Genomic DNA, 20,444 nt, shown 5'->3' on the forward strand with positions numbered 1-20,444 from the left:
CATGGCTGTTCAGAAGCTTCCCCTCGCCAAGGCGCTCAACGAGTCGCTGCGCAAGGCCCTGGAGACCGACCCCAAGGTCCTGATCATGGGCCTGGACGTCGGCAAGCTCGGCGGTGTCTTCCGGATCACCGACGGCCTGCAGAAGGACTTCGGCGAGGACCGGGTCATCGACACCCCGCTCGCCGAGTCCGGCATCGTCGGCACCGCGATCGGTCTCGCGCTGCGCGGCTACCGGCCGGTCGTGGAGATCCAGTTCGACGGCTTCGTCTTCCCGGCGTACGACCAGATCGTGTCCCAGCTGGCGAAGATGCGGGCCCGCTCGCTCGGCACCGTGAAGATGCCGATCGTCATCCGCATCCCGTACGGCGGCGGCATCGGCGCCGTCGAGCACCACTCGGAGTCCCCCGAGTCGCTCTTCGCGCACGTCGCCGGTCTCAAGGTCGTCACCCCGGCGAACCCCTCCGACGCCTACTGGATGCTCCAGCAGGCGATCCAGAGCGACGACCCGGTCATCTTCTTCGAGCCCAAGCGCCGGTACTGGGACAAGGGCGAGCTCGACACCGAGGCCATCCCGGGCGAGCTGCACAAGGCCCGCGTCGCCCGCGAGGGCACGGACCTCACCCTCGTCGCGTACGGCCCGATGGTGAAGACCTGTCTGGAGGCGGCCGCCGCCGCGGCCGAGGAGGGCAAGTCGGTCGAGGTCGTGGACCTGCGCTCGATCTCGCCGCTCGACTTCGACACCATCCAGGCCTCGGTCGAGAAGACCCGCCGCCTGGTGGTCGTCCACGAGGCGCCGGTGTTCTTCGGCTCCGGCGCGGAGATCGCCGCCCGGATCACCGAGCGCTGCTTCTACCACCTGGAGGCCCCCGTCCTGCGGGTCGGCGGCTACCACGCGCCGTACCCGCCGGCGCGCCTGGAGGAGGAGTACCTGCCGGGCCTGGACCGCGTGCTCGACGCCGTCGACCGCTCGCTGGCGTACTGAGGAGAGCACCGTGACGATCCGCGAATTCAAGATGCCCGACGTGGGCGAGGGCCTGACCGAGGCCGAGATCCTCAAGTGGTACGTCCAGCCCGGTGACACCGTCACCGACGGGCAGGTCGTCTGCGAGGTCGAGACGGCGAAGGCGGCCGTGGAGCTGCCGATCCCGTTCGACGGGACGGTCCACGAGCTGCTGTTCCCCGAGGGCACCACGGTCGACGTCGGCCAGGTCATCATCTCCGTGAACGTGGGCGGCGGAGCCGCTCCCGAGGCGCCGGCGGCCCCCGCCGCCGTCGCGGCCCCGGAGCCCGCTCCGGTGCCGGCCGCCGAGCCCGAGCCGGAGGGCCGCCAGCCGGTCCTCGTCGGCTACGGCGTGGCCGCCACCTCCACCAAGCGGCGCGCCCGCAAGGCGCCGGCGGCATCGACGGCGACGGCGCCCGCCGCCGCTCCGGTGGTCGTGCCCGAGCAGCTCAACGGCCACGCGCCGGCCGCCCCCCGCCCGCTGGCCAAGCCCCCGGTCCGCAAGCTCGCCAAGGACCTCGGCGTCGACCTGGCGTCGGTCACCCCGACCGGCCCGGACGGCATCATCACCCGCGAGGACGTCCACGCGGCGGCCGCTCCGGCGCCCGCTCCGGCCGTCGAGGCCCCGGCGCCCGTAGCCGCTCCGGCCCCGGTCGCGGCGCCCGCCGCGGTGCCGGCGGTGGCGTCGGACGCCCGGGAGACCCGTGTGCCCATCAAGGGCGTACGGAAGGCCACGGCCGCGGCGATGGTCGGCTCGGCCTTCACGGCCCCGCACGTCACCGAGTTCGTGACCTTCGACATCACGCGCACGATGAAGCTGGTCGAGGAGCTCAAGTCCGACAAGGACATGGCGGGCCTGCGGGTCAACCCGCTCCTCGTCATCGCCAAGGCCGTCCTGGTCGCGGCCAGGCGCAACCCGGACATCAACGCGGCCTGGGACGAGGCGGCGCAGGAGATCGTCCTCAAGCACTACGTGAACCTGGGCATCGCCGCGGCCACCCCGCGCGGTCTGATCGTGCCGAACATCAAGGACGCGCACGCCCAGACCCTGCCCGAGCTCTCGAAGTCCCTGAGCGAGCTCGTCGCCACCGCCCGCGAGGGGAAGACGACCCCGGCGGCGATGCAGGGCGGCACCTTCACCATCACCAACGTGGGCGTCTTCGGCGTCGACACCGGTACGCCGATCCTGAACCCGGGCGAGTCCGCGATCCTCGCGGTCGGTGCGATCAAGCTCCAGCCGTGGGTCCACAAGGGCAAGGTGAAGCCGCGCCAGGTCACCACGCTGGCCCTCTCCTTCGACCACCGCCTGGTCGACGGCGAGCTCGGCTCCAAGTTCCTGGCCGACGTCGCCGCGATCCTGGAGAACCCGAAGCGGCTCATCACCTGGGCGTAGTGCGCGGGTTCGTCCGTTTCACGTGAAACATCCGGCGGTGGCTCCTGCCGCCGCCGGATGTCGCGTGCCGACGGAGACACCCGAACGAGAAAGGCACGGGTGGCGCATGGACCTGCTGCTCGAACCCCCGCACGGTGCCGGGCCGGTGCGGCTCGGGATGACGCTCGACGAGGCCGTCGCCGCCGTGGCCCCCTGGGGCGAGCCCCGGGTCCGCACCCGTCCCGGCCGCGTCCTCGTGACCGTCTCGGCGACGTGCGACAAGGTCGGCGTGGAGGTGCTCCTGGAGGAGGAGGACACCGTCACCGCGGTCGAGCTGTGGTGGCCGGGCGAGGGGCGGGAGACCTCGACGCGGGTCCTGCTCGACGGTGCGGACGTGTTCCGGCTTCCGGCCGACGACATCCTGGCGCGGGCCGCGGCGCGCGGCTGGGCGGTCGACGCGGAGAATCCGGAGAATCCCGTGGTCCCGGGGGTATCGCTCGGCTTCACGCGGCAGACCTCCCAGAAGGTCCCGCGGAATGCCGAGGGAATTCCGGCGCATTTCACCTCCGCTCTCGTCGCGGGTGAGAAGTACTACGACCACCGCTACGGGAAAGCGGGCTGAGCCGCTTTCCCTACGGCCGGCCATGTCCGGGAGCACCTGGTCCCGGTCCTCTTCGCCCCGTCCGCGATGTGGACGGGGCTGCCTGTTGCACCTCTGTTGTATCTATGCTGTGCGCATGCCATCAGCGCCAGCCGGCCCCGCCCCGCAGCCCCTCAAGCAGGCCCCCGCCGCCGACCGTGTCTACATGCACGTCAAGCAGGCCGTACTCGACCGCCGGTACGAGGGAGGGACCCTCCTCACCGAGGGCGAACTCGCCCAGGCCGTAGGGGTGTCCAGGACCCCCGTCCGCGAGGCGCTGCTCAAGCTGGAGATGGAAGGGCTGCTCAAGCTCTACCCGAAGAAGGGCGCCCTCGTCCTCGCCGTCTCCGCCCAGGAGATCGCCGACGTCGTCGAGACCCGCCTGCTCGTCGAGGAGTTCGCCGTCCGCAGGGCCGTGCCCGCGCCCGCCGTGCTGATCGCCCGCCTCGAAGAGCTCCTGGAGGAGCAGAAGCGGCACGCGCAGTCCGGGGACCTCGCCGAGGTCGCCGTCACCGACCGCTGCTTCCACGCGGAGATCGTCAAGCACGCCGGCAACCAGATCCTCGCCCGCCTCTACGACCAGCTCCGCGACCGCCAGCTGCGCATGGGCGTCGCCGTGATGCAGTCCCAGCCCGACCGCATCGCCAAGAACATCACCGAGCACGCCGAGATCCTCGACCGCATCAAGTCCGGTGACGTCGAGGGCGCGGCGCACTGCGTCCGCCAGCACCTCAGCTGGGTCAAGGTCCTGGTCCGGGGTGAGGAGCGGTGAACAGCTCCTACGGATCCGCCGTCACCCTCCCCGGAGACCCGCCCGGCGGACGCCGCGCCGCCCTCGTCTGGGGCGTCGGCGTCGCCGTCTACTTCGTCGCCGTCATCTTCCGCACGTCGCTGGGCGTCGCCGGACTCGACGCCGCCGACCGCTTCGACGTCAACGCCTCCGCCCTCTCCACCTTCTCCATCCTCCAGCTCCTCGTCTACGCCGGCATGCAGATACCCGTCGGCCTCCTCGTCGACCGGCTCGGCACCAAGAGGGTCCTGACCCTCGGCGTCGTCCTCTTCACCGTCGGACAGCTGGGCTTCGCGCTCTCCCCCTCGTACGGCACGGCGCTCGCCTCTCGCGCCCTCCTCGGCTGCGGCGACGCCATGACCTTCATCAGCGTCCTGCGCCTCGGCGGCCGCTGGTTCCCGGCCCGTCGCGGCCCGCTCATCGCCCAGCTCGCCGGACTCATCGGCATGGCGGGCAACCTCGTCTCCACCGTCTTCATCGCCCGCGCCCTGCACGGCTTCGGCTGGACGGCCACCTTCGTCGGCAGCTCCTTGGCCGGCGTCCTCGTCCTGGTCCTGCTGCTGCTCTTCCTCAAGGACCACCCCGAGGGGTACGAGCCCGCGCCCTCCCCGCACGCGGGCGCCGCCTACGTCCGCCGCCAGATCGCCGAGTCCTGGCGGGAGCCCGGCACCCGGCTCGGCCTGTGGGTGCACTTCACCACCCAGTTCCCGGCCATGGTGTTCCTGCTGCTCTGGGGACTGCCGTACCTCGTCGAGGCGCAGGGCCTCTCGCGGTCCACCGCCGGGACGCTGCTCACCCTGGTCGTGCTCTCCAACATGGTCGTCGGCCTCGCGTACGGGCAGATCATCGCCCGCCACCACGCGGCCCGCGCGCCGCTCGCCCTCGGTACGGTCGCGGCGACCGCCCTGCTGTGGGGGACCACCCTCGCGTACCCCGGCGACCATGCGCCGATGTGGCTGCTCGTCACCCTCTGCGCGGTCCTGGGCGCCTGCGGACCGGCCTCGATGATCGGCTTCGACTTCGCCCGCCCGGCCAACCCCCCGGAGCGCCAGGGCACCGCCTCCGGCATCGTCAATATGGGCGGCTTCGTCGCCTCGATGACGACGCTGCTCGCCGTCGGCGTCCTGCTCGACGCGACCGGCGACAACTACCGGATCGCGTTCTCCTCGGTCTTCGTCCTGGAGATCGTCGGACTCGCGCAGATCCTGCGCCTCAAGTCCCGCACCCACCGCAGGGAACGGGAACGGCTCGTCGCCAGCCGCGTCGAGGCCGTGCACGTACCCGTCTGACGGGGGTCGGCCAGGGCGTCGCGGATCCGTCGCCCATGGGCCGCCGCGATCTACCGGGGCGTCACCGCGAAGTTGTCCAGGATCGCCGCGGCGAGGTCCGCGTCGCCCTCGGTCTTGACCCGGTCGGCCACCTCGGCCGGCCGGACCCGGCCGCAGGCGAGGCGGACGAACGTCTCCCAGTCCGTCGCCAGCGTCACCGCGGGGCCCAGGGACGGCGCGCCGTCGATCGAACCGCGGCCCTCCGCGTCGACCCGTACCGTCCGCAGGAACTCCACCGGACCCGTCACGTCCAGCACCACCGCCGAGGACGCGGGCGCCCCGGCGTCCTTCGCGACCACGTCCGGCAGCGCCTCCAGCAGCACGTCCCGGGTCACCAGCGCGCCCGCCGAGTCCAGGTTCCCCGGCACGCCCAGCGCCGCCCGCAGGTCCTGCTCGTGCACCCACACGTCGAAGGCCCGGTCCCGGTAGGCCAGTTCCAGGGACTGCTCGGCGCCCAGCGGAGCCCGGATCAGATGCTCCGGCGAGCGGTTCTCGTTGCGGAGCTGACGGGCCCGCCGGATCAGGATGTACTCCAGCTCCGAGGTCATCTCCGGAGAGGTGTGGTGCCGCCGCACATCGACCTGCACCTCCATGTAGCGGGCGAAGTCACTGCGCACGTGGTACAGATCGCGGGGCAGGGAGTGGATCGGCCGCGGATCGCCGAGCATCTCGGTCTCCATGCCGATCACATGGGAGACGATGTCCCGCACCGACCAGCCGACGCACGGTGTCGGCCGGTTCCACTCGCCCTCCACGAGCGGCTGCACCAGCTCGGCTATCGCTTCGATGGAGTGGGTCCAGGCGTCGGCGTAGTTCTGGAGGCTGGGATGGACGGTCACGGGACCCCTCGGCGGTTCTTCGGTGCGCGGGCTGAAAACACGACTGGGTGGGAGGCTCGGACGCTAAGTTACGCTGCCCGAAGGCACCCCGGCAGTGCTTTCGTGTGACGATCGTAGGCCGGTGTAGACGGCTCGAATGCCAGGACGGTGGTAGTGTGCGCGCCTCGCTGATCCAGATCGCGGTAGACCCGGACGAACCGGTCGACGCCCGACGCGCCCGGGTGGCGCGCCTCGTACGGGAGGAATCCGGCCACGCCGACCTCGTCGTCCTGCCGGAACTGTGGACCGTCGGCGCCTTCGCGTCCGACCTCTTCGCCGCCGAGTCCGAGCCGCTGAACGGCCCCACCCACCGGGCCATGGCGGACGCGGCCCGCGACGCCGGGGTCTGGCTGCACGCCGGCTCCTTCGTCGAGGCCGAGGGCGGCGCCCTGTACAACACCTCGCTCGTCCTCTCCCCCGACGGCGAACTCGTCGCCTCGTACCGGAAGATCCACCGCTTCGGCTTCGACAAGGGCGAGGCCGTGATGATGGCCGCCGGCGAGGACCTCGTCACCGTCGACCTGCCGCACCTCACCGTCGGCGTCGGCACCTGCTACGACCTCCGCTTCCCCGAGCTCTTCCGCGGGCTCGTCGACGCGGGCGCCCAGGCCTTCGTCGTCCCGGCCGGCTGGCCCGCCCTCCGCCGCGCCCACTGGACCCTCCTCGCCCGGGCCCGGGCCGTCGAGAACCAGGCGTACGTCCTGGCCTGCGGTACGGCCGGCACGCACGCGGGCGTGGAGCAGGCCGGGCACTCGATCGTCGTCGACCCCTGGGGCGAGACCCTGGCGGAGGCCGGTCCCGGCGAGGAGGTCCTGCGGGTCGTCCTCGACCCGGAGAAGGTCCGCACGACCCGGGAGCAGTTCCCGGCGCTCAAGGACCGGGTCCTCGGCATCGCGGCGCCGCCCGCCCGGCGCGCCTGACCGCGGGGGGTGTCCTGTCCTGCCGGCAGGACACCCCCAGCGCCGCTCCGGGTGTCCTGCCGACAGGGCACCTCCAGCCCCGCTCCGGATGTCCTGCCGACAGGACACCCCCAGCCCCCTAGCCCAGCTCCGCCGCGTCCGGGAGCAGCGCGGTCAGTTCCTGCCACACGCGCTTCGGGGCGACGCGGCGCAGCCGGAACGGGCTGCCCTCGCCGGCCGCCCCCTCCGCGAGGGGCTCGGCGGGGAGCTCCCGCAGCCAGTAGCCGAGCGGCCCGCAGTCCCAGGCCGCCACCGCCCGCGCGGCCACGCCCTGTGCCCCGTCCCGCCGGCCCTGCCAGGCCGCCGTCATCCGCCACTGGGAGCGGAGCTCCACGATCAGCTCCGCGAGCCGGGGCGCCGCCGTGGCACCGCCCGCCGCGCCCAGCGCCTCCGCGACCAGGGCGCGCTCGTCCGCGCCGGGGACCGAGGCGGCCTTCTCCAGGGCCGTGAGCCCCGCCTCCAGGACGCCCACCGTCGTCTCGACGACCTCCTCGTCCGTCTCGCCGCCCGACTGGCGCAGGGCCACCAGGTCGGCGAGCGTCCACACCACGGTCCTCGGCTCCACGAGCCGGTACTCGGCCTCCTCCTCGCCCGGCCAGGTCTCGTGGCACACGACGTGCTCGTCGCCGATCAGCAGCCCGTGGTGGAGGGTGCCCTGCCGGCCCCCGGCCTCCAGGGAGAGGATCACGGAGGGCTGCACGAGGGTCTTCATCAGCGGCAGGAGGAGGGCGGACAGCTCGCCCGCCCCGTCGGCGAGACCGGCGTCCCGCAGCCGCGCCGCCGCCGGCTCCATGGACTCCGGGACCGGCTGACCGGTCGCCAGCTGGGCGAGGACGAAGACCTCGTCGTCGCTCAGCCGGAAGCGGGATCGGGTCACGTCGAAGGAAGGCATCTCACGCTCAATCGTCAGGTGGTCAGTACTGGGACTCGGTCCAGAAATGGGTCACGCGGGAGAGACCGGCCCTCACCGCGCCGAGCTGCGTCAGGGTGGAGCGGTCGACGCCCGCGAAGACGAGGGCGAGGGCCAGGTCGCCGCCCTCGGCCCGTCCGTCCACGTGCACGGAGAGCCGTCTGTTCCTGCCGCGCCCGCTCTCGCGGACGGTGATCCGCACACCGGGGTCCTCGTCGTCCGCGGCGCGGCTCAGGACGTAGCCGTGCCGGTCGAGGGCCGCGAGCCGGTAGTGGTCTCCCGCGTACCGCATCTCCAGGGCGCGCTGCTCCAGAGTGGCGCCGAAACGGTTCCGCGTCACGTACACCATCCGGTCGCCGACCCGCAGCGTCGACCGGTTGAGGCCGGGCAGCCGCATGCCCTCGACGTGCGCCCCGCGCGTCTCGAAGGAGGCGGTCGGGAGCTGCCCGCCGCGCACCTCCGAGACGAGCGACTCGGGGGAGGTGCGGGGCAGGGGACAGGTCAGCGTGATCTCGCCGAACTCCGGCGAGACCCCCGTCCAGCCGGCCCGGAAGTCGTGCCGGTTCCCCTCCTTCCACGCCCGGAGGTCGAACGGCGTGACGTGGCTGTGCATCTCTTTCCAGCTCCTGCTCAGTCGAAGGGGTTCAGCGCGCTGCCGAGCTTCTTCGCCCCGTCCTTGACGCTGTTCCCGAGGTCGGACGCCCTGTCCCCGACCCAGTCCCCGGCCTCCTCCAGACCCTTCCCGATCGCCTCGTGGTTGTCCCAGATCAGCGCGGCGCCGTACGCCACACTCGTACCGACCGCGAGGCCGAGCGTGACCGGGTTCGGGGCCACCGTCAGCGCCGTCATCGAGGCGCTGAAGGCCGTCCCGGTGAGGTCCGAGGCGAACTTCGCGGGATCCGCCTTGATCATGTCCGTGTTGTACGTGGCGAGGTTGGCCACGCCGTACGCGGTGGCCGCCACGCCGCCGACGACCCCCGCGCCGCGCAGCCAGCCCGCCGCCTTGGCCGCGTTGGCGAGGCCGCCGTTCTGCGCGACCCTCACCAGGTTGGCCTCGGCCGCCTCCGGCATGAAGAAGGCGCCGTTGCGCAGGAACCCGCCGTACATCGCGGCCTCGTCCGAGCCGGTGATCGCGGTCGCGAGCCCCGGCGGCACCTTGCTGAGCAGACTGCCCGGCGCCGCCCCCGCCAGCCGCATGTTGAACTGCCGCGACAGGAAGGTGCCGGGCGCGGTCGGGTGCGTGAACGGCGGCCGCAGCGCCTTGGACAGCTTGTACGAGTAGAGGCCGGCGGCCGTCAGGGCGCTCGCGAACGCCCCCGCCGTGATCGCGCCCTTGGTGAACTTGTCGACCAGGTCGGCGAGCTTCTCGTTCCCGGTGAGCTTCGCGATGCCGTCGCGCTGGAGCCGCTGGACGTAGTCGTCGAGCGTCTCGTCGTCCCTCATCTTCAGCCAGGCGAGGTTCGTCCGGTCGTCCCTGGCCTTGTCGTCGGCCGCGGAGACCCTGCCCGCGTCCCCGTTGAAGCCGGTCCCGAAGGTCTCGTCGTTCCCACCGCGGTAGCCGTCCCTGACCACCGCCTCCAGGTCCTTCTTCAGGTCCTGGTCGGCGAGGTCGAAGGCCTTGACGCAGCCGTCCAGGTGCTCGGCCCAGGCCGTCTCGGCCTCCCGGACGCTCCTCGCGCCGTCCGGGTCGTGGTGCAGGGCGCTGCGCTCCCCGGGGGTCAGCCGCTCGTAGTCGTACGCGACCCTCCCCTCCTCGGACACCTTCATGCCGGCCTTCACCGCGTCCGCGCGGGCGTTCTCCAGCTGCTTCCGCAGCTCGGTGAACTGCTCGTGGGCGTTGCGCAGCAGCGTCGCCGTGGCCTTGGCCTGGGTCTGCGCCGCCTGGTACTCGTACCGGGTCGCGGCGAAGTTCGTGTGGGCGGCGGTCGCGCTCTCGCCCAGCCAGGTCCGCGCGGTGGTCAGCGACTGCACGCTGTCCCCGTAGCGCTGCTCCACCTTGTTCAGCTCGCCCGCCATCTCGTTCCACCGGTCGGCCGCGGTGGCGAGGCCGCCCAGGTCGGTCGTCATGATCTCGGAGTACGTCAGCACGGCCGCCCCCTCAGTACCGCTCGATGCCGGAGGGCCGGACCCCGGCGATCCGGGCGCGGGTGTCGAGTTCCTGCCCGCTGAACGACAGCGCGGTGCCGCGCAGGGCGGTCTTCTCGGAGGCGAGCCGGGCGAGGAGCGTCCTGACCTGCTTGTCCCAGGTGGTCCCGACGGTCTTCAGACCCTCGGCCGTCGCCCAGCCGGCGAAGCCGCCGACGGCCGCCGTGGTGGCCTCGTCCGCCCACTTCGCGGCCTTGCCGGTGTTCGGCTCCAGCTCGGTCTCGATCGTGTTCGCCGCGGCCTTCTTCTTTGCTGGTGCGGTGGCGAGGTCGGGAGTGCCGCCCGCCGTACCGCCGCCGCCACCGCCGTCGAGCTGGTTCAACCGCATCGCGACGGAGCCTTGTTCTGTCGTGTCGGACCGTATTCCGGCCCACTCGTCGTCAAAGCCCATGTCGCGGTGCCCCCATGAAAGAATGTTTCATCACTTTGCAGGTGCACCGTATGTTTCCCCGGGGGCCGGGTGGGGCGCAAGGTCAGACGACGATTCCCCCGAGGAACGCCCGCCCCGTCCCGATACGTGCTTCCGCCCCCGTGCCGCCCCCCGGTCCCCCGCCGCACCCGGGTCCCCCGCCGTACTCCGCCCACGCGGCCGCCAGCCTCCGCACCGCCTCCGTCAACACCTCCGGAGCCGCCAGGAAGTGCAGCCGCAGATGACGGAGACTGCCGCCGAGCGCGTCGGTCGTGGCCCCCGGGAGGACCGCCACCCCGTGGCGCAGGGCGAGCTGCGCGAAGGACACCCCGTCGCCGTGCGGGAGCCGCACCCACAGCGTCTGCCCGCCGGACACCGGCGCGCAGGACCACGACGGCAGCAACCGCGCCAGCTCGCCCCGCAGATGGCCGTGGCCCGCGCGGGCCGCCCGCAGCCGACCCTCCAGCACCGGCCCGTAGCCGTCGAACAGCCGGACCGCCGCCAGCTGCGACGGCACGTCGCTGCCCAGGTCGTGCAGGGCCTTCAGCCGCGCCAGACGGCCGACCAGCGGCGCCGGACCGCGCACCCAGCCGATCCGCAGCCCGCCCCACACCACCTTGCTCAGCGACCCGACGCCGATCACCTCGCCGTACGAGGAGAGCGGCGGCCCGCAGGCGTCCGCGTCGAACGCGAGATCGGCGAGCACCTCGTCGTCCACGAGCGGCACGCCCAGCGCGTTCGCCGCCTCGACCAGCCGCCGCCCGGCGAGCGGCGGCAGCACCGCGCCCGTCGGGTTCTGGAACCGCCCGATCACATACGCCAGGGCCGGACGGTGACGCTCCATCACCCGCACCGCCTCCGCCACGTCCACCCCGTCCGGCCCCACCGCCACCGGCAGCGGCACGGCCGCCGCCTCCCGGAACAGATCCAGCGCCCCCGGATACGTCGGCGCCTCCACGAGCACCCCGTCCCCCGGCGCGAGCAGCAGCCGCGCGAGCAGCGCCAGCGCCTGCTGGGCCCCGGTGGTGACCAGGATCTGCTCCGGCCCGGTCGGCACGCCCCGCGCCGCGTACCGGGCCGCGACCGCCGCCCGCAGCGCCCCGATCCCCGCCGGGTGGTAGCCGAGGTCCCCGGCCGGCAGCGCGAGCGAGCGGTACGCCTCCGCCAGCGCGGCCGGCGGCCGGTCGGGCGCCGCGCAGCTCAGCAGGATCACGTCGTCCGGCGCCTCCAGGAGGTGCAGGAAGAGCGGGTTCGAGGTCTCCTTCACCCGGGCCGCGTCCAGAGGCAGGGCGGCCGCCGCCACCCGGGTCCCGCTGCCCTGGCGCCGCACCAGCCGCCCCTCCTGCCGGAGCGCGTCGTACGCGGCGACCACCGTCGTACGCCCCACGGCCAGGGCCGCCGCGAGCCGCCGGTCCGGCGGCAGGAGCGTGCCCGGCGGCAGCGCACCCTCGTCGATCAGCCGGCGCAGCCGCGAGGCGAGCAGCAGGTACAGCGGGCCGCGCCCGGCGGACCAGCGCCCGAGACGGGCGACGAGGTCGTCACGGGCGGGAGGGGACGCTGACGCTTCGATCGGCTCCATCGCCGAACCAATCTGCCGGGATTGGACCTGTGAAGGCAAACGGCCCCTCCCGAGACTGAGTTCATGAACGACTCCCCGCGTACCCGGTTCACGGACGACTCCGCCCCCGCCCGGTCCGTGCACGGCTCCGCGCGTCCCGAGACCCTCGCCGTCCACCCTCCCCACGTCGAGATCACCGGCAGCAGGCCCCTCGGCGTCCCCCTCCACCAGGGGCACGTCTTCGCCTTCGACTCGGCCGACGCCCTCGCCGAGGGCTTCACCTCGCCCGACGCCTTCCTGTACGCCCGCCTCGGCAACCCCACGGTCCGCACCCTGGAGGACGCCGTCGCCCGCCTGGAGGGCGGCACCGCCGCCCGCTCCTTCGCCTCCGGCATGGGCGCGGTCAACGCCGTCCTCCTCGGCCTCCTCGGCAGCGGCGACCACGTCGTCGCCCAGACCTGCCTGTACGGCGGCACGTACGCGGTCCTCAGCGACCTCGCCGCCCGCTGGGGCGTCGACGTCACGTACGTCTCCGGCACCGACCCGGAGGAGGTGCGCGCGGCCCTGCGCCCCGAGACCCGGCTCCTCTACCTGGAGACCATCGCCAACCCCACCACCCGCGTCGCGGACATCCCCGCGCTCGCCGCCGTCGCCGCCGAGGCCGGGATCCCCGTCGCCGTCGACAACACCTTCGCCTCCCCGCTGCTGTGCCGGCCCCTCGACCACGGCGCCGACATCGTCCTGCACTCCGCCACCAAGTACCTCGCCGGACACGCGGACGTCCTCGGCGGCATCGCCGTCTTCAAGGACCGCGAACTCTTCGACCGGGTCCGCCGCCACTCCGTCGAGCAGGGCGCGTCCACCGACCCGTTCGCCGCCTGGCTCACCCTGCGCGGCATGCAGACCCTGTCCCTGCGCATGGAGCGCCAGTGCGCGAGCGCCGCCGAGCTCGCCGCCCGGCTCGAAGCGCACCCCGCGGTCGAGGCCGTCCGCCACCCCTCCCTCGCGAGCCACCCGGACCGGGCGATCGCGGCGCGGCTGCTGCCCGGCGGGGGCGGCGGAGTGATCTCGCTCGACCTGGCCGGCGGGCGGGAGGCGGGCCGCGCCTTCGTCGAGTCCGTACGGCTCGCCTCCCTCAGCGTCTCCCTCGGCGACGTGAAGACGCTGGTGATGCACCCGGCGTCCACCTCCCACCACCAGCTGGACGCGACGGCACTCGCGGCGGCGGGCATCGGCGCCGGCACGGTCCGGCTCTCGGTAGGCATCGAACACGTCGAGGACCTGTGGACGGACCTGGAACAGGCACTGACGAAGGCCTCCTGAACCCGACCATTCCGAGTCCGCCCGAGCCCGGTCTCCCGCGCGGCCGTCCGAGCCGGGCCGAGGTCAGTCCTCCCGTTCCCGCTCGGCCATCCGGATGACGCAGACCGCGACCGCGATCTGCAGCGCCGCGTCCGCGTCCTCGCGCACCACGTTCACCGCGTACGTCTCGCGGACGTGGAACCACCGCCGGGAGATGTGGGCCAGGAGCTCCCCCTCGTACTCGACGGTGAACTCCCGGTCCAGGATCCGTCCGCTGACGTCCAGCTCGGTGCCGTCGACGAGCGTCACCCGGTAGTGGTTGCGGAGCAGGGACAGCCGCTTGCGGCGGACGGCCGCGAGCGGCCGCTCGTCCCGCTCGATCGTCATCGCGTCCCGGAGGCTGAACATCTTCTGCCGCAGGGTCACGAGGACGTGCCCGTCGGGATCCTTCAGCTCCAGGGTGTCGCGCAGCCGCAGGGCCTTGCCGTCGACGAGGAAGGCGTGCCGCCCCTGCTCGTCCTCGATCCAGTAGTCGTCACCGATCGCGAAGATCTTGTCCCGCACGAGATATTTCACGGCCCTATGCCTGCCCGCCCCGCCACCCTTCTCACCCGGACCACGGGTGAACGGGTCCGCGGCCATCCGCCTGCGGATGGCAAGCTTGAAGCATGAACGATGACGCCCCGGCGCCCACCCCCGCGCCCGTGCCCCGACGTGCCCGTGTCCGTGCCCCCGAGCTGATCGGCAAGGGCGGCTGGCTGAACACGGGTGGAGAAGAACTGACCCTCGCCGACCTGCGAGGAAAGATCGTTCTGCTCGATTTTTGGACATTTTGCTGCGTGAACTGCCTGCACGTCCTCGACGAGCTCCGGGATCTGGAGGAGAAGCACCGGGACACGCTCGTGATCGTCGGGGTGCATTCGCCGAAGTTCGTGCACGAGGCCGAGCACCAGGCCGTCGTCGACGCCGTCGAGCGGTACGAGGTGCACCACCCCGTGCTCGACGACCCCGAGCTCGCGACCTGGAAGCAGTACGCCGTGCGTGCCTGGCCGACGCTCGTCGTCATCGACCCCGAGGGGTACGTCGTCGCCCAGCACGCCGGTGAGGGGCACGCCAACGCCCTCCGGACGCTCGTCGAGGAGCTGGAGGCCGAGCACGAGGCCAAGGGGACGCTGCGGCGCGGGGACGGGCCCTACGTGGCGCCCGAGCCCGTCGCGACCGATCTGCGCTTCCCCGGGAAGGCCGTCGTGCTCGACAGCGGGAACTTCCTCGTCTCCGACACCACCCGGCACCAGCTCGTCGAGCTCGCCGAGGACGGGGAGACCGTCGTGCGGCGGATCGGCGAGGGGGTCTTCCGCGAGCCGCAGGGCCTCGCGCTGCTGCCCGGCGGCAAGGTCGTCGTCGCCGACACCGTGAACCACGCGCTGCGCACGTACGACCCGGAGACCGGGGCGATCGAGCTCGTCGCCGGCACCGGGAAGCAGTGGTGGCAGGGGTCGCCGACCTCCGGTCCCGCGCTCGGCGTCGACCTGTCCTCGCCGTGGGACGTGGCCTGGTGGCAGGGCAAGGTGTGGATCGCCATGGCCGGCGTCCACCAGCTGTGGACCTACGACCCCGCGACGGAGACGGTGGAGGTCGCCGCCGGCACCACCAACGAGGGGCTCGTCGACGGACCCGCCGCCGAGGCCTGGTTCGCGCAGCCCTCCGGGCTCGCCGCCACCGAGGACCGGCTGTGGATCGCCGACTCCGAGACCAGCGCGGTCCGCTGGATCGACACCGACGGGGTCGTCCACACCGCCGTCGGCACCGGTCTCTTCGACTTCGGCCACCGCGACGGCGCCGCCGGGCAGGCCCTGCTCCAGCACCCGCTGGGCGTGACCGCCCTGCCCGACGGCTCGGTCGCCGTCTCCGACACGTACAACCACGCGCTGCGCCGCTACGACCCCGCCACCGGCGAGGTCACCACGCTCGCCACCGATCTGCGCGAGCCCAGCGACGCGGTCCTCGTCGGCGGCGACATCGTCGTCGTCGAGTCGGCCCGGCACCGGCTGACCCGGCTGCGGCTTCCCGAGGAGGCCGTGCAGGTCGAGTCCGCCGCCTACCGGACGCAGCGCGAGGCCACCGGTGTCGCGCCCGGCCGGCTCCGGCTGGACGTGGTCTTCCAGGCGCCGACCGGGCAGAAGCTGGACGAGCGGTACGGCCCCTCGACCCGCCTCCTGGTCTCCTCGACCCCGCCGGAGCTGCTGCTCGGCGGCGACGGCACCGGGACCGACCTCTTCCGCGAGCTCGACCTGAACCCGGACGTGACCGAGGGCGTGCTGCACGTCTCGGCGATGGCCGCGTCCTGCGACGACGACCCCGCCAACGAGTACCCGGCCTGCCATGTCCACCAGCAGGACTGGGGCGTCCCGGTGAAGGTCACGGCCGACGGCGTCGCCCGCCTGCCGCTGATCCTCGCCGGCATGGACGGCTAACGGACGATCCCCTGGTTCCTGGACGGGCGCCCCGCGGCCCCGTCCAGGCACCCCTCGACCCAGGCCGCGGGGTCGTGGACGGCCCGTTCGCCGCCCATCCCCTGCCGCTCCATGAGCGCGCACTCCCCGGCGAGCAGCGCCTTCGTCCGCGAGCCGTCGACGTCGTAGCCGCGGATCCGGGAGGCCTGGACGAAGCCGCCCTCGTAGGCGATGTCGGTGCCCCACGGCGGCCGTTCGGCGTACCGGCCGATCAGGACGGCCGCCGCCGCCGTGCCCAGGAGCACGGCGGCGGCGGCGGCGGTGACGAACTTCCGCAGCGGCGGACCCTCATGACGGTGCATGGGGGCGACGCTGCCAGGCGGGACCTTTCGCGGATGTTTCGCGCGGAGCGCGAGGCGGCGCTCAGCCCTCCAGGAACGCGACCAGGGCGTTCGCGAGGAGGTACGGGTCGTCGGCGCCGCAGAGTTCGCGGGCGCTGTGCATCGAGAGGATCGCGACGCCGATGTCGACCGTCGAGATGCCGTGCCGGGCGGCGGTGATCGGGCCGATCGTGGTGCCGCAGGGCATGTCGTTGCTGGAGACGAAGGACTGCCACGGCACCCCCGCCTTCTCGCAGGCGGCGGCGAAGACCGCGCGGCCGCTGCCGTCGGTGGCGTACCGCTGGTTGACGTTCACCTTGAGGATCGGGCCGCCGTTGACGCGCGGGTGGTGCGTCGGGTCGTGGCGCTCCGCGTAGTTCGGGTGGACGGCGTGGCCGGTGTCGGAGGAGAGGCAGACGGTGCCGGCGAAGGCGCGGGCCCGGTCCTCGTAGGAGCCGCCGCGGGCGTAGACCGAGCGCTCCAGGACGTTGCCGAGGAGGGGGCCCTGGGCGCCGGTGTCGGCCTCGGAGCCGTTCTCCTCGTGGTCGAAGGCGGCGAGGACCGGGATGTACGGGAGGTCGTCGCGGCCGGCGAGGGAGGCGAGCGCGGCGGTGGCGGCGTGCACGGAGAGCAGGTTGTCCATGCGGGGTCCGGCGAGGAGCTCGCGGTCGCGGCCGAGGTAGGCGGGCGCGTCGACCGCGTGGACCATGAGGTCCCAGCCGGTGACGTCCTCGGCGTCGACGCCGGCCTCGGCGGCGACGAAGGAGATCAGGTCGCCCTCGTGGACCTCGCCGATGCCCCAGATGGGCTGCATGTGGCGCTGGCGGTCGAGCTTGAGGCCGTCGTTGACGCCGCGGTCGAGGTGGATGGCGAGCTGCGGGACGCGCAGCAGGGGCCGGTCGACGTTGACGAGGTGGTGGCTGCCGTCGCGGAGGGTGAGGCGGCCGGCGAGGCCGAGGTCGCGGTCGAGCCAGGTGTTGAGCAGGGTTCCGCCGTAGATCTCGACGGCGACCTGGCGCCAGCCCTGGGCGCCCATGTCGGGCCGCGGCTTCACGCGCAGGTTGGGGGAGTCGGTGTGCGCGCCGACGATGCGGTACGGGGTGTGGGCGGCGGCGCCCTCCGGTACGTACCAGGCGATGATCGCGCCGCCGCGGATCACGTACTTCCCGCCGCTGGTCGCGTCCCAGGCCGCGGTCTCCTCGACCCGGCGGAAGCCGGCCTTCTCCAGCCGTGCGGCGGCGCTCGCCACCGCGTGGTAGGGCGAGGGGGAGGCCGTCAGGAAGGCCATCAGGTCGTCGGTGTGGCCGCGGTCGAAGGGGCCGGCGGTGGGACGGGAGGCTGCGCTGCTCATGGGTTCACCTTACGCAGGGACCGGAAGACGAATACGGGGCCCCGGAGAAGGGGAACCGGGGGCGGGAGGGGGGCGGGGCAGCAGAACGGCCCGCCCCCCTCCCCGGGGACGGGCCGTGCCTGCGGGACGTGGCGCGTCTTAGAACGCGGCCTCGTCCAGGTCCATGAGCGAGCCGTCGACGGCGTCCGCGAGGGCGCGCTCGGCGGAGACGCCGGGCAGGACGTTGGCGGCGAAGAACTTCGCGGCCGCGATCTTGCCCTGGTAGAAGGCGACGTCCTTGCCGGTGGCTCCGGCGGCCAGCTTCTCGGCGGCCACGGCGGCGCCGCGCAGCAGCAGGTAGCCGACGACGACGTCGCCGGAGGCGAGCAGCAGGCGGGTGGTGTTGAGGCCGACCTTGTAGATGTTCTTGACGTCCTCGCCGGTGGCGGTGAGGTCGGTGATCATCGTGCCGACGATGCCCTCCAGGTCGACGGCGGCCTTGGCGAGCGCGTCGCGGGCGCCGGCCAGCTCCTCGCCGCCGGTGCCGACCGCGAGGAACTTCTTGATCTCCTCGGACAGCGCGTTCAGGGAGGCGCCCTGGTCGCGGACGATCTTGCGGAAGAAGAAGTCCTGGCCCTGGATGGCCGTGGTGCCCTCGTAGAGGGTGTCGATCTTGGCGTCCCGGATGTACTGCTCGATCGGGTACTCCTGGAGGAAGCCGGAGCCGCCGAAGGTCTGGAGCGACTGCGCGAGCTGCTCGTAGCCCTTCTCGGAGCCGTAGCCCTTCACGATGGGCAGGAGCAGGTCGTTCAGGCCGTGGAGGGCCTTGGCGTCCTCGCCGGCCGCCTCCGCGACCGCGATCGCGTCCTGCACGGAGGCCGTGTAGAGGACGAGGGAGCGCATGCCCTCGGCGTACGCCTTCTGCGTCATCAGCGAGCGGCGGACGTCGGGGTGGTGCGTGATGGTGACCTTGGGGGCGGCCTTGTCCATGAAGTTGGCCAGGTCGGTGCCCTGGACGCGCTCCTTGGCGTACTCCAGGGCGTTGAGGTAGCCCGTGGAGAGGGTGGAGATCGCCTTCGTGCCGACCATCATGCGGGCGAACTCGATGATGAGGAACATCTGGCGGATGCCGTCGTGCTTGTCGCCGATGAGCCAGCCCTTGGCGGGGTGCTGGTCGCCGAAGGTCATCTCGCAGGTGTTGGAGGCCTTGAGGCCCATCTTGTGCTCGACGTTGGTGGCGTAGACGCCGTTGCGCGCGCCCAGCTCGCCGGTCTCCCAGTCGAACTCGTACTTCGGGACGAGGAAGAGGCTCAGGCCCTTGGTGCCGGGGCCGGCGCCCTCGGGGCGGGCGAGGACGTAGTGGAGGATGTTCTCCTCCATGTCGTGCTCGCCGGAGGTGATGAAGCGCTTGACGCCCTCGATGTGCCAGGAGCCGTCCTCCTGCTGGATCGCCTTGGTGCGGCCGGCGCCGACGTCCGAGCCCGCGTCGGGCTCGGTGAGGACCATGGTGGAGCCCCAGCGCTTCTCGACGGCGATCTGCGCGACCTTCTTCTGTGCCTCGTTGCCCTCGTTGTAGAGGATGCCGGCGAAGGCCGGGCCGGAGGAGTACATCCAGATGGCCGGGTTCGAGCCGAGGAGGAGCTCCGCGTAGGCCCAGATCAGGGAGCGCGGGGAGACGGTGCCGCCGATCTCCTCGGGGATGCCGAGGCGCCAGTACTCGGACTCCATGAAGGCGTTGTACGACTTCTTGAAGGTGGCCGGGACCGGGGCGGTGTTGGTCTCCGGGTCGAAGACCGGCGGGTTGCGGTCGGCGTCGGCGAAGGACTCCGCGAGCTCGTTCTCGGCGAGGCGGCGGATCTCGTCGAGGATGCTCTTGGCGGTCTCGACGTCCATCTCCTCGAACGGACCGGTGCCGTAGACCTTGTCGCGGCCGAGGACCTCGAAGAGGTTGAACTCGATGTCGCGGAGATTCGACTTGTAGTGGCCCATGGCGACGGCTCCGTAAGGCTCGGGGAGGGCAGATTCCTCGTACACGTACCAGCGAGTAGCAACACGCTCTCTCCGATGATGCTACCCACCGGTAATAAGAAGCAACCCCTATCCGGCCATCTGTGACGTCCGCGACGTCAATCCCGCGGGTCAAAGCCGTGCGGGGGCTTGCCGACGGAAGGGTGGCAATCGGCGGCGGGTGAGGTGGGACGCGTAACCGGTCCGATACGTTCGGTGACGGAGCGTCCGGGATCCTGGACGGGCGGCCACCCCCCGGCCCATGAGGTCACGCCCCGGCAGGGTCCTGCCGGGGCGGCGCGCTCGATAGGCTGGGCCCCATGTACGGCTACGAGCAGAACCCGGGTGCCCAGCAGCAGTACGCGCCGCCCCAGCAGGGGCAGTACGCCCCGCCGCAGGCCGGCATGCAGGCGGGAATGCCGGGCGGCGGATACGCCCAGCAGCAGCCCCCGCTCTACCCGGAGCCCTCGCCGCCCTCCCTCGCGGACGCCGTGCGCGCCTTCACGACCGGCACCCTGGCCGCCGAGGACTTCCAGCAGATCTTCGCGACCTCCAAGGTCTACTGCCCGCGCGGCGACAACCCCGGCTTCCTGGCCCTGCACAACACCCAGCAGCCGGTCATCCCGATGTTCACCTCGCTCAAGGAGCTGCGGCGGTACGCGGGCAAGGAGTCGAAGTACTTCGTGATCACCGGTGCCGAGGTGATCGACCTGCTGCCGACCGGCTACGGCTTCGTCCTCGACATGGAGGGCGACCACCGCATGGTCTTCGACGCGAAGGCCGTGGAGCAGATGGTCGACTTCGCGATGCGGCGGATGTACGGCTGACGGAGGCGGGACGCTCACGGGCGGGGGCCGCGGGGCCGGGGGGGGCGCGGGCCCCGCGGGGCGGTCTCGGGTCGAGCTGTTAGCGCGGGAGCGGGCGCGGCTGGGCGCGGCGCGCGGGGTGGAGGGGCGGGCGGGGCGGGTCGGGGTCGTGTGGTG

General features: G+C 72.6%; 19 protein-coding genes. 9 read left to right on the forward strand and 10 right to left on the reverse strand.

Annotated elements, in window-relative coordinates; all coding sequences use genetic code 11:
* The first annotated feature begins 1 nt into the window (after window position 1).
* From ACFV2S_RS26460 to ACFV2S_RS26480, 5 genes are all read left to right on the forward strand, one after another.
* Window positions 2–982 (forward strand): alpha-ketoacid dehydrogenase subunit beta, encoded by a 981-nt coding sequence (locus ACFV2S_RS26460; protein WP_383791105.1) that lies wholly within the window; start codon window positions 2–4, stop codon window positions 980–982.
* 31 nt (window positions 983–1,013) lie between these two features.
* A complete protein-coding gene (locus ACFV2S_RS26465) occupies window positions 1,014–2,393 on the forward strand; it encodes a dihydrolipoamide acetyltransferase family protein (protein WP_385564081.1) in 1,380 nt (459 codons plus the stop codon).
* Window positions 2,394–2,499: 106 nt separating this feature from the next.
* The gene (locus ACFV2S_RS26470; protein WP_385563887.1) at window positions 2,500–2,994 is read left to right on the forward strand and encodes a hypothetical protein; all 495 of its coding nucleotides are present in this window, start codon (window positions 2,500–2,502) and stop codon (window positions 2,992–2,994) included.
* Window positions 2,995–3,109: 115 nt separating this feature from the next.
* Window positions 3,110–3,784: a GntR family transcriptional regulator gene (locus ACFV2S_RS26475; RefSeq protein ID WP_385563890.1), complete on the forward strand. Its 675-nt coding sequence runs from the start codon at window positions 3,110–3,112 to the stop codon at window positions 3,782–3,784.
* Window positions 3,781–5,091: a nitrate/nitrite transporter gene (locus tag ACFV2S_RS26480; RefSeq protein ID WP_385563893.1), complete on the forward strand. Its 1,311-nt coding sequence runs from the start codon at window positions 3,781–3,783 to the stop codon at window positions 5,089–5,091. Before ACFV2S_RS26475 ends, ACFV2S_RS26480 begins: the two co-directional genes overlap by 4 nt.
* A 50-nt stretch (window positions 5,092–5,141) precedes the next feature.
* On the opposite strand, the gene ACFV2S_RS26485 is transcribed toward ACFV2S_RS26480, so the two are convergent.
* Window positions 5,142–5,969, reverse strand: coding sequence for a maleylpyruvate isomerase family mycothiol-dependent enzyme (locus tag ACFV2S_RS26485; protein WP_383791115.1), 828 nt, complete (start codon window positions 5,967–5,969; stop codon window positions 5,142–5,144).
* A gap of 155 nt (window positions 5,970–6,124) precedes the next feature.
* Between ACFV2S_RS26485 and ACFV2S_RS26490 the strand changes: the two genes are divergently transcribed.
* Complete coding sequence (locus ACFV2S_RS26490; RefSeq protein ID WP_383791118.1) at window positions 6,125–6,928, forward strand: carbon-nitrogen family hydrolase; 804 nt, start codon at window positions 6,125–6,127, stop codon at window positions 6,926–6,928.
* A gap of 118 nt (window positions 6,929–7,046) precedes the next feature.
* Here the strand turns inward: ACFV2S_RS26490 and ACFV2S_RS26495 are convergent, their stop codons facing one another.
* The 5 genes from ACFV2S_RS26495 to ACFV2S_RS26515 form a co-directional block, all read right to left on the reverse strand.
* Window positions 7,047–7,859, reverse strand: a complete 813-nt coding sequence (locus ACFV2S_RS26495; RefSeq protein ID WP_385563898.1) for a histidine kinase — start codon at window positions 7,857–7,859, stop codon at window positions 7,047–7,049.
* Window positions 7,860–7,881: 22 nt separating this feature from the next.
* Window positions 7,882–8,490, reverse strand: a complete 609-nt coding sequence (locus ACFV2S_RS26500; protein ID WP_385563901.1) for a hypothetical protein — start codon at window positions 8,488–8,490, stop codon at window positions 7,882–7,884.
* Between the two features lie 17 nt (window positions 8,491–8,507).
* The gene (locus tag ACFV2S_RS26505) at window positions 8,508–9,965 is read right to left on the reverse strand and encodes a hypothetical protein (RefSeq protein WP_385563904.1); all 1,458 of its coding nucleotides are present in this window, start codon (window positions 9,963–9,965) and stop codon (window positions 8,508–8,510) included.
* A 10-nt stretch (window positions 9,966–9,975) separates the two neighbouring features.
* Window positions 9,976–10,350, reverse strand: a complete 375-nt coding sequence (locus ACFV2S_RS26510; RefSeq protein WP_385563907.1) for a hypothetical protein — start codon at window positions 10,348–10,350, stop codon at window positions 9,976–9,978.
* 145 nt (window positions 10,351–10,495) lie between these two features.
* Window positions 10,496–12,010, reverse strand: coding sequence for a PLP-dependent aminotransferase family protein (locus ACFV2S_RS26515; protein WP_385563910.1), 1,515 nt, complete (start codon window positions 12,008–12,010; stop codon window positions 10,496–10,498).
* A 63-nt stretch (window positions 12,011–12,073) separates the two neighbouring features.
* On the opposite strand from ACFV2S_RS26515, the gene ACFV2S_RS26520 reads away from it, so the two are divergent.
* Window positions 12,074–13,312 (forward strand): trans-sulfuration enzyme family protein, encoded by a 1,239-nt coding sequence (locus ACFV2S_RS26520; protein WP_385563913.1) that lies wholly within the window; start codon window positions 12,074–12,076, stop codon window positions 13,310–13,312.
* Window positions 13,313–13,375: 63 nt separating this feature from the next.
* Here ACFV2S_RS26520 and ACFV2S_RS26525 read toward each other — a convergent pair whose 3' ends face one another.
* Complete coding sequence (locus ACFV2S_RS26525; protein WP_385563916.1) at window positions 13,376–13,867, reverse strand: LURP-one-related/scramblase family protein; 492 nt, start codon at window positions 13,865–13,867, stop codon at window positions 13,376–13,378.
* A 92-nt stretch (window positions 13,868–13,959) separates the two neighbouring features.
* Here ACFV2S_RS26525 and ACFV2S_RS26530 point away from each other — a divergent pair, with 92 nt between their 5' ends.
* Window positions 13,960–15,765 carry an NHL domain-containing thioredoxin family protein gene (locus ACFV2S_RS26530; protein WP_385563919.1) on the forward strand — a complete coding sequence of 602 codons (1,806 nt, stop codon included), beginning with the start codon at window positions 13,960–13,962 and terminating at the stop codon, window positions 15,763–15,765.
* On the opposite strand, the gene ACFV2S_RS26535 is transcribed toward ACFV2S_RS26530, so the two are convergent.
* The 3 genes from ACFV2S_RS26535 to ACFV2S_RS26545 all read right to left on the reverse strand — a co-directional run bounded on the left by ACFV2S_RS26535 (window position 15,762) and on the right by ACFV2S_RS26545 (window position 19,443).
* Window positions 15,762–16,106 carry a hypothetical protein gene (locus ACFV2S_RS26535; RefSeq protein WP_385563922.1) on the reverse strand — a complete coding sequence of 115 codons (345 nt, stop codon included), beginning with the start codon at window positions 16,104–16,106 and terminating at the stop codon, window positions 15,762–15,764. The genes ACFV2S_RS26530 and ACFV2S_RS26535 overlap by 4 nt on opposite strands.
* A gap of 61 nt (window positions 16,107–16,167) precedes the next feature.
* Window positions 16,168–17,475: a M18 family aminopeptidase gene (locus ACFV2S_RS26540; RefSeq protein ID WP_383801515.1), complete on the reverse strand. Its 1,308-nt coding sequence runs from the start codon at window positions 17,473–17,475 to the stop codon at window positions 16,168–16,170.
* A 138-nt stretch (window positions 17,476–17,613) separates the two neighbouring features.
* Window positions 17,614–19,443, reverse strand: a complete 1,830-nt coding sequence (locus tag ACFV2S_RS26545; RefSeq protein ID WP_385564084.1) for an acyl-CoA dehydrogenase — start codon at window positions 19,441–19,443, stop codon at window positions 17,614–17,616.
* Window positions 19,444–19,781: 338 nt separating this feature from the next.
* Here ACFV2S_RS26545 and ACFV2S_RS26550 point away from each other — a divergent pair, with 338 nt between their 5' ends.
* Window positions 19,782–20,288 (forward strand): SseB family protein, encoded by a 507-nt coding sequence (locus ACFV2S_RS26550; protein WP_383801512.1) that lies wholly within the window; start codon window positions 19,782–19,784, stop codon window positions 20,286–20,288.
* Window positions 20,289–20,444 lie beyond the last annotated feature (156 nt).

Origin of the sequence: Streptomyces sp. NPDC059695, assembly GCF_042733785.1 — a bacterium.
In the GTDB taxonomy this organism is placed as follows: Bacteria; Actinomycetota; Actinomycetes; order Streptomycetales; family Streptomycetaceae; genus Streptomyces.

Bases quoted from the DNA above. Each gene is read 5' to 3' on its own strand.
- ACFV2S_RS26515 (WP_385563910.1), bottom strand. From the start codon at position 12,010: ATGGAGCCGATCGAAGCGTCAGCGTCCCCTCCCGCCCGTGACGACCTC.
- ACFV2S_RS26510 (WP_385563907.1), bottom strand. From the start codon at position 10,350: ATGCGGTTGAACCAGCTCGACGGCGGTGGCGGCGGCGGTACGGCGGGC.
- ACFV2S_RS26465 (WP_385564081.1), top strand. From the start codon at position 1,014: ATGCCCGACGTGGGCGAGGGCCTGACCGAGGCCGAGATCCTCAAGTGG.
- ACFV2S_RS26540 (WP_383801515.1), bottom strand. From the start codon at position 17,475: ATGAGCAGCGCAGCCTCCCGTCCCACCGCCGGCCCCTTCGACCGCGGC.
- ACFV2S_RS26500 (WP_385563901.1), bottom strand. From the start codon at position 8,490: ATGCACAGCCACGTCACGCCGTTCGACCTCCGGGCGTGGAAGGAGGGG.
- ACFV2S_RS26520 (WP_385563913.1), top strand. From the start codon at position 12,074: ATGAACGACTCCCCGCGTACCCGGTTCACGGACGACTCCGCCCCCGCC.
- ACFV2S_RS26495 (WP_385563898.1), bottom strand. From the start codon at position 7,859: ATGCCTTCCTTCGACGTGACCCGATCCCGCTTCCGGCTGAGCGACGAC.
- ACFV2S_RS26470 (WP_385563887.1), top strand. From the start codon at position 2,500: ATGGACCTGCTGCTCGAACCCCCGCACGGTGCCGGGCCGGTGCGGCTC.
- ACFV2S_RS26460 (WP_383791105.1), top strand. From the start codon at position 2: ATGGCTGTTCAGAAGCTTCCCCTCGCCAAGGCGCTCAACGAGTCGCTG.
- ACFV2S_RS26545 (WP_385564084.1), bottom strand. From the start codon at position 19,443: ATGGGCCACTACAAGTCGAATCTCCGCGACATCGAGTTCAACCTCTTC.
- ACFV2S_RS26550 (WP_383801512.1), top strand. From the start codon at position 19,782: ATGTACGGCTACGAGCAGAACCCGGGTGCCCAGCAGCAGTACGCGCCG.
- ACFV2S_RS26530 (WP_385563919.1), top strand. From the start codon at position 13,960: ATGAACGATGACGCCCCGGCGCCCACCCCCGCGCCCGTGCCCCGACGT.
- ACFV2S_RS26535 (WP_385563922.1), bottom strand. From the start codon at position 16,106: ATGCACCGTCATGAGGGTCCGCCGCTGCGGAAGTTCGTCACCGCCGCC.
- ACFV2S_RS26475 (WP_385563890.1), top strand. From the start codon at position 3,110: ATGCCATCAGCGCCAGCCGGCCCCGCCCCGCAGCCCCTCAAGCAGGCC.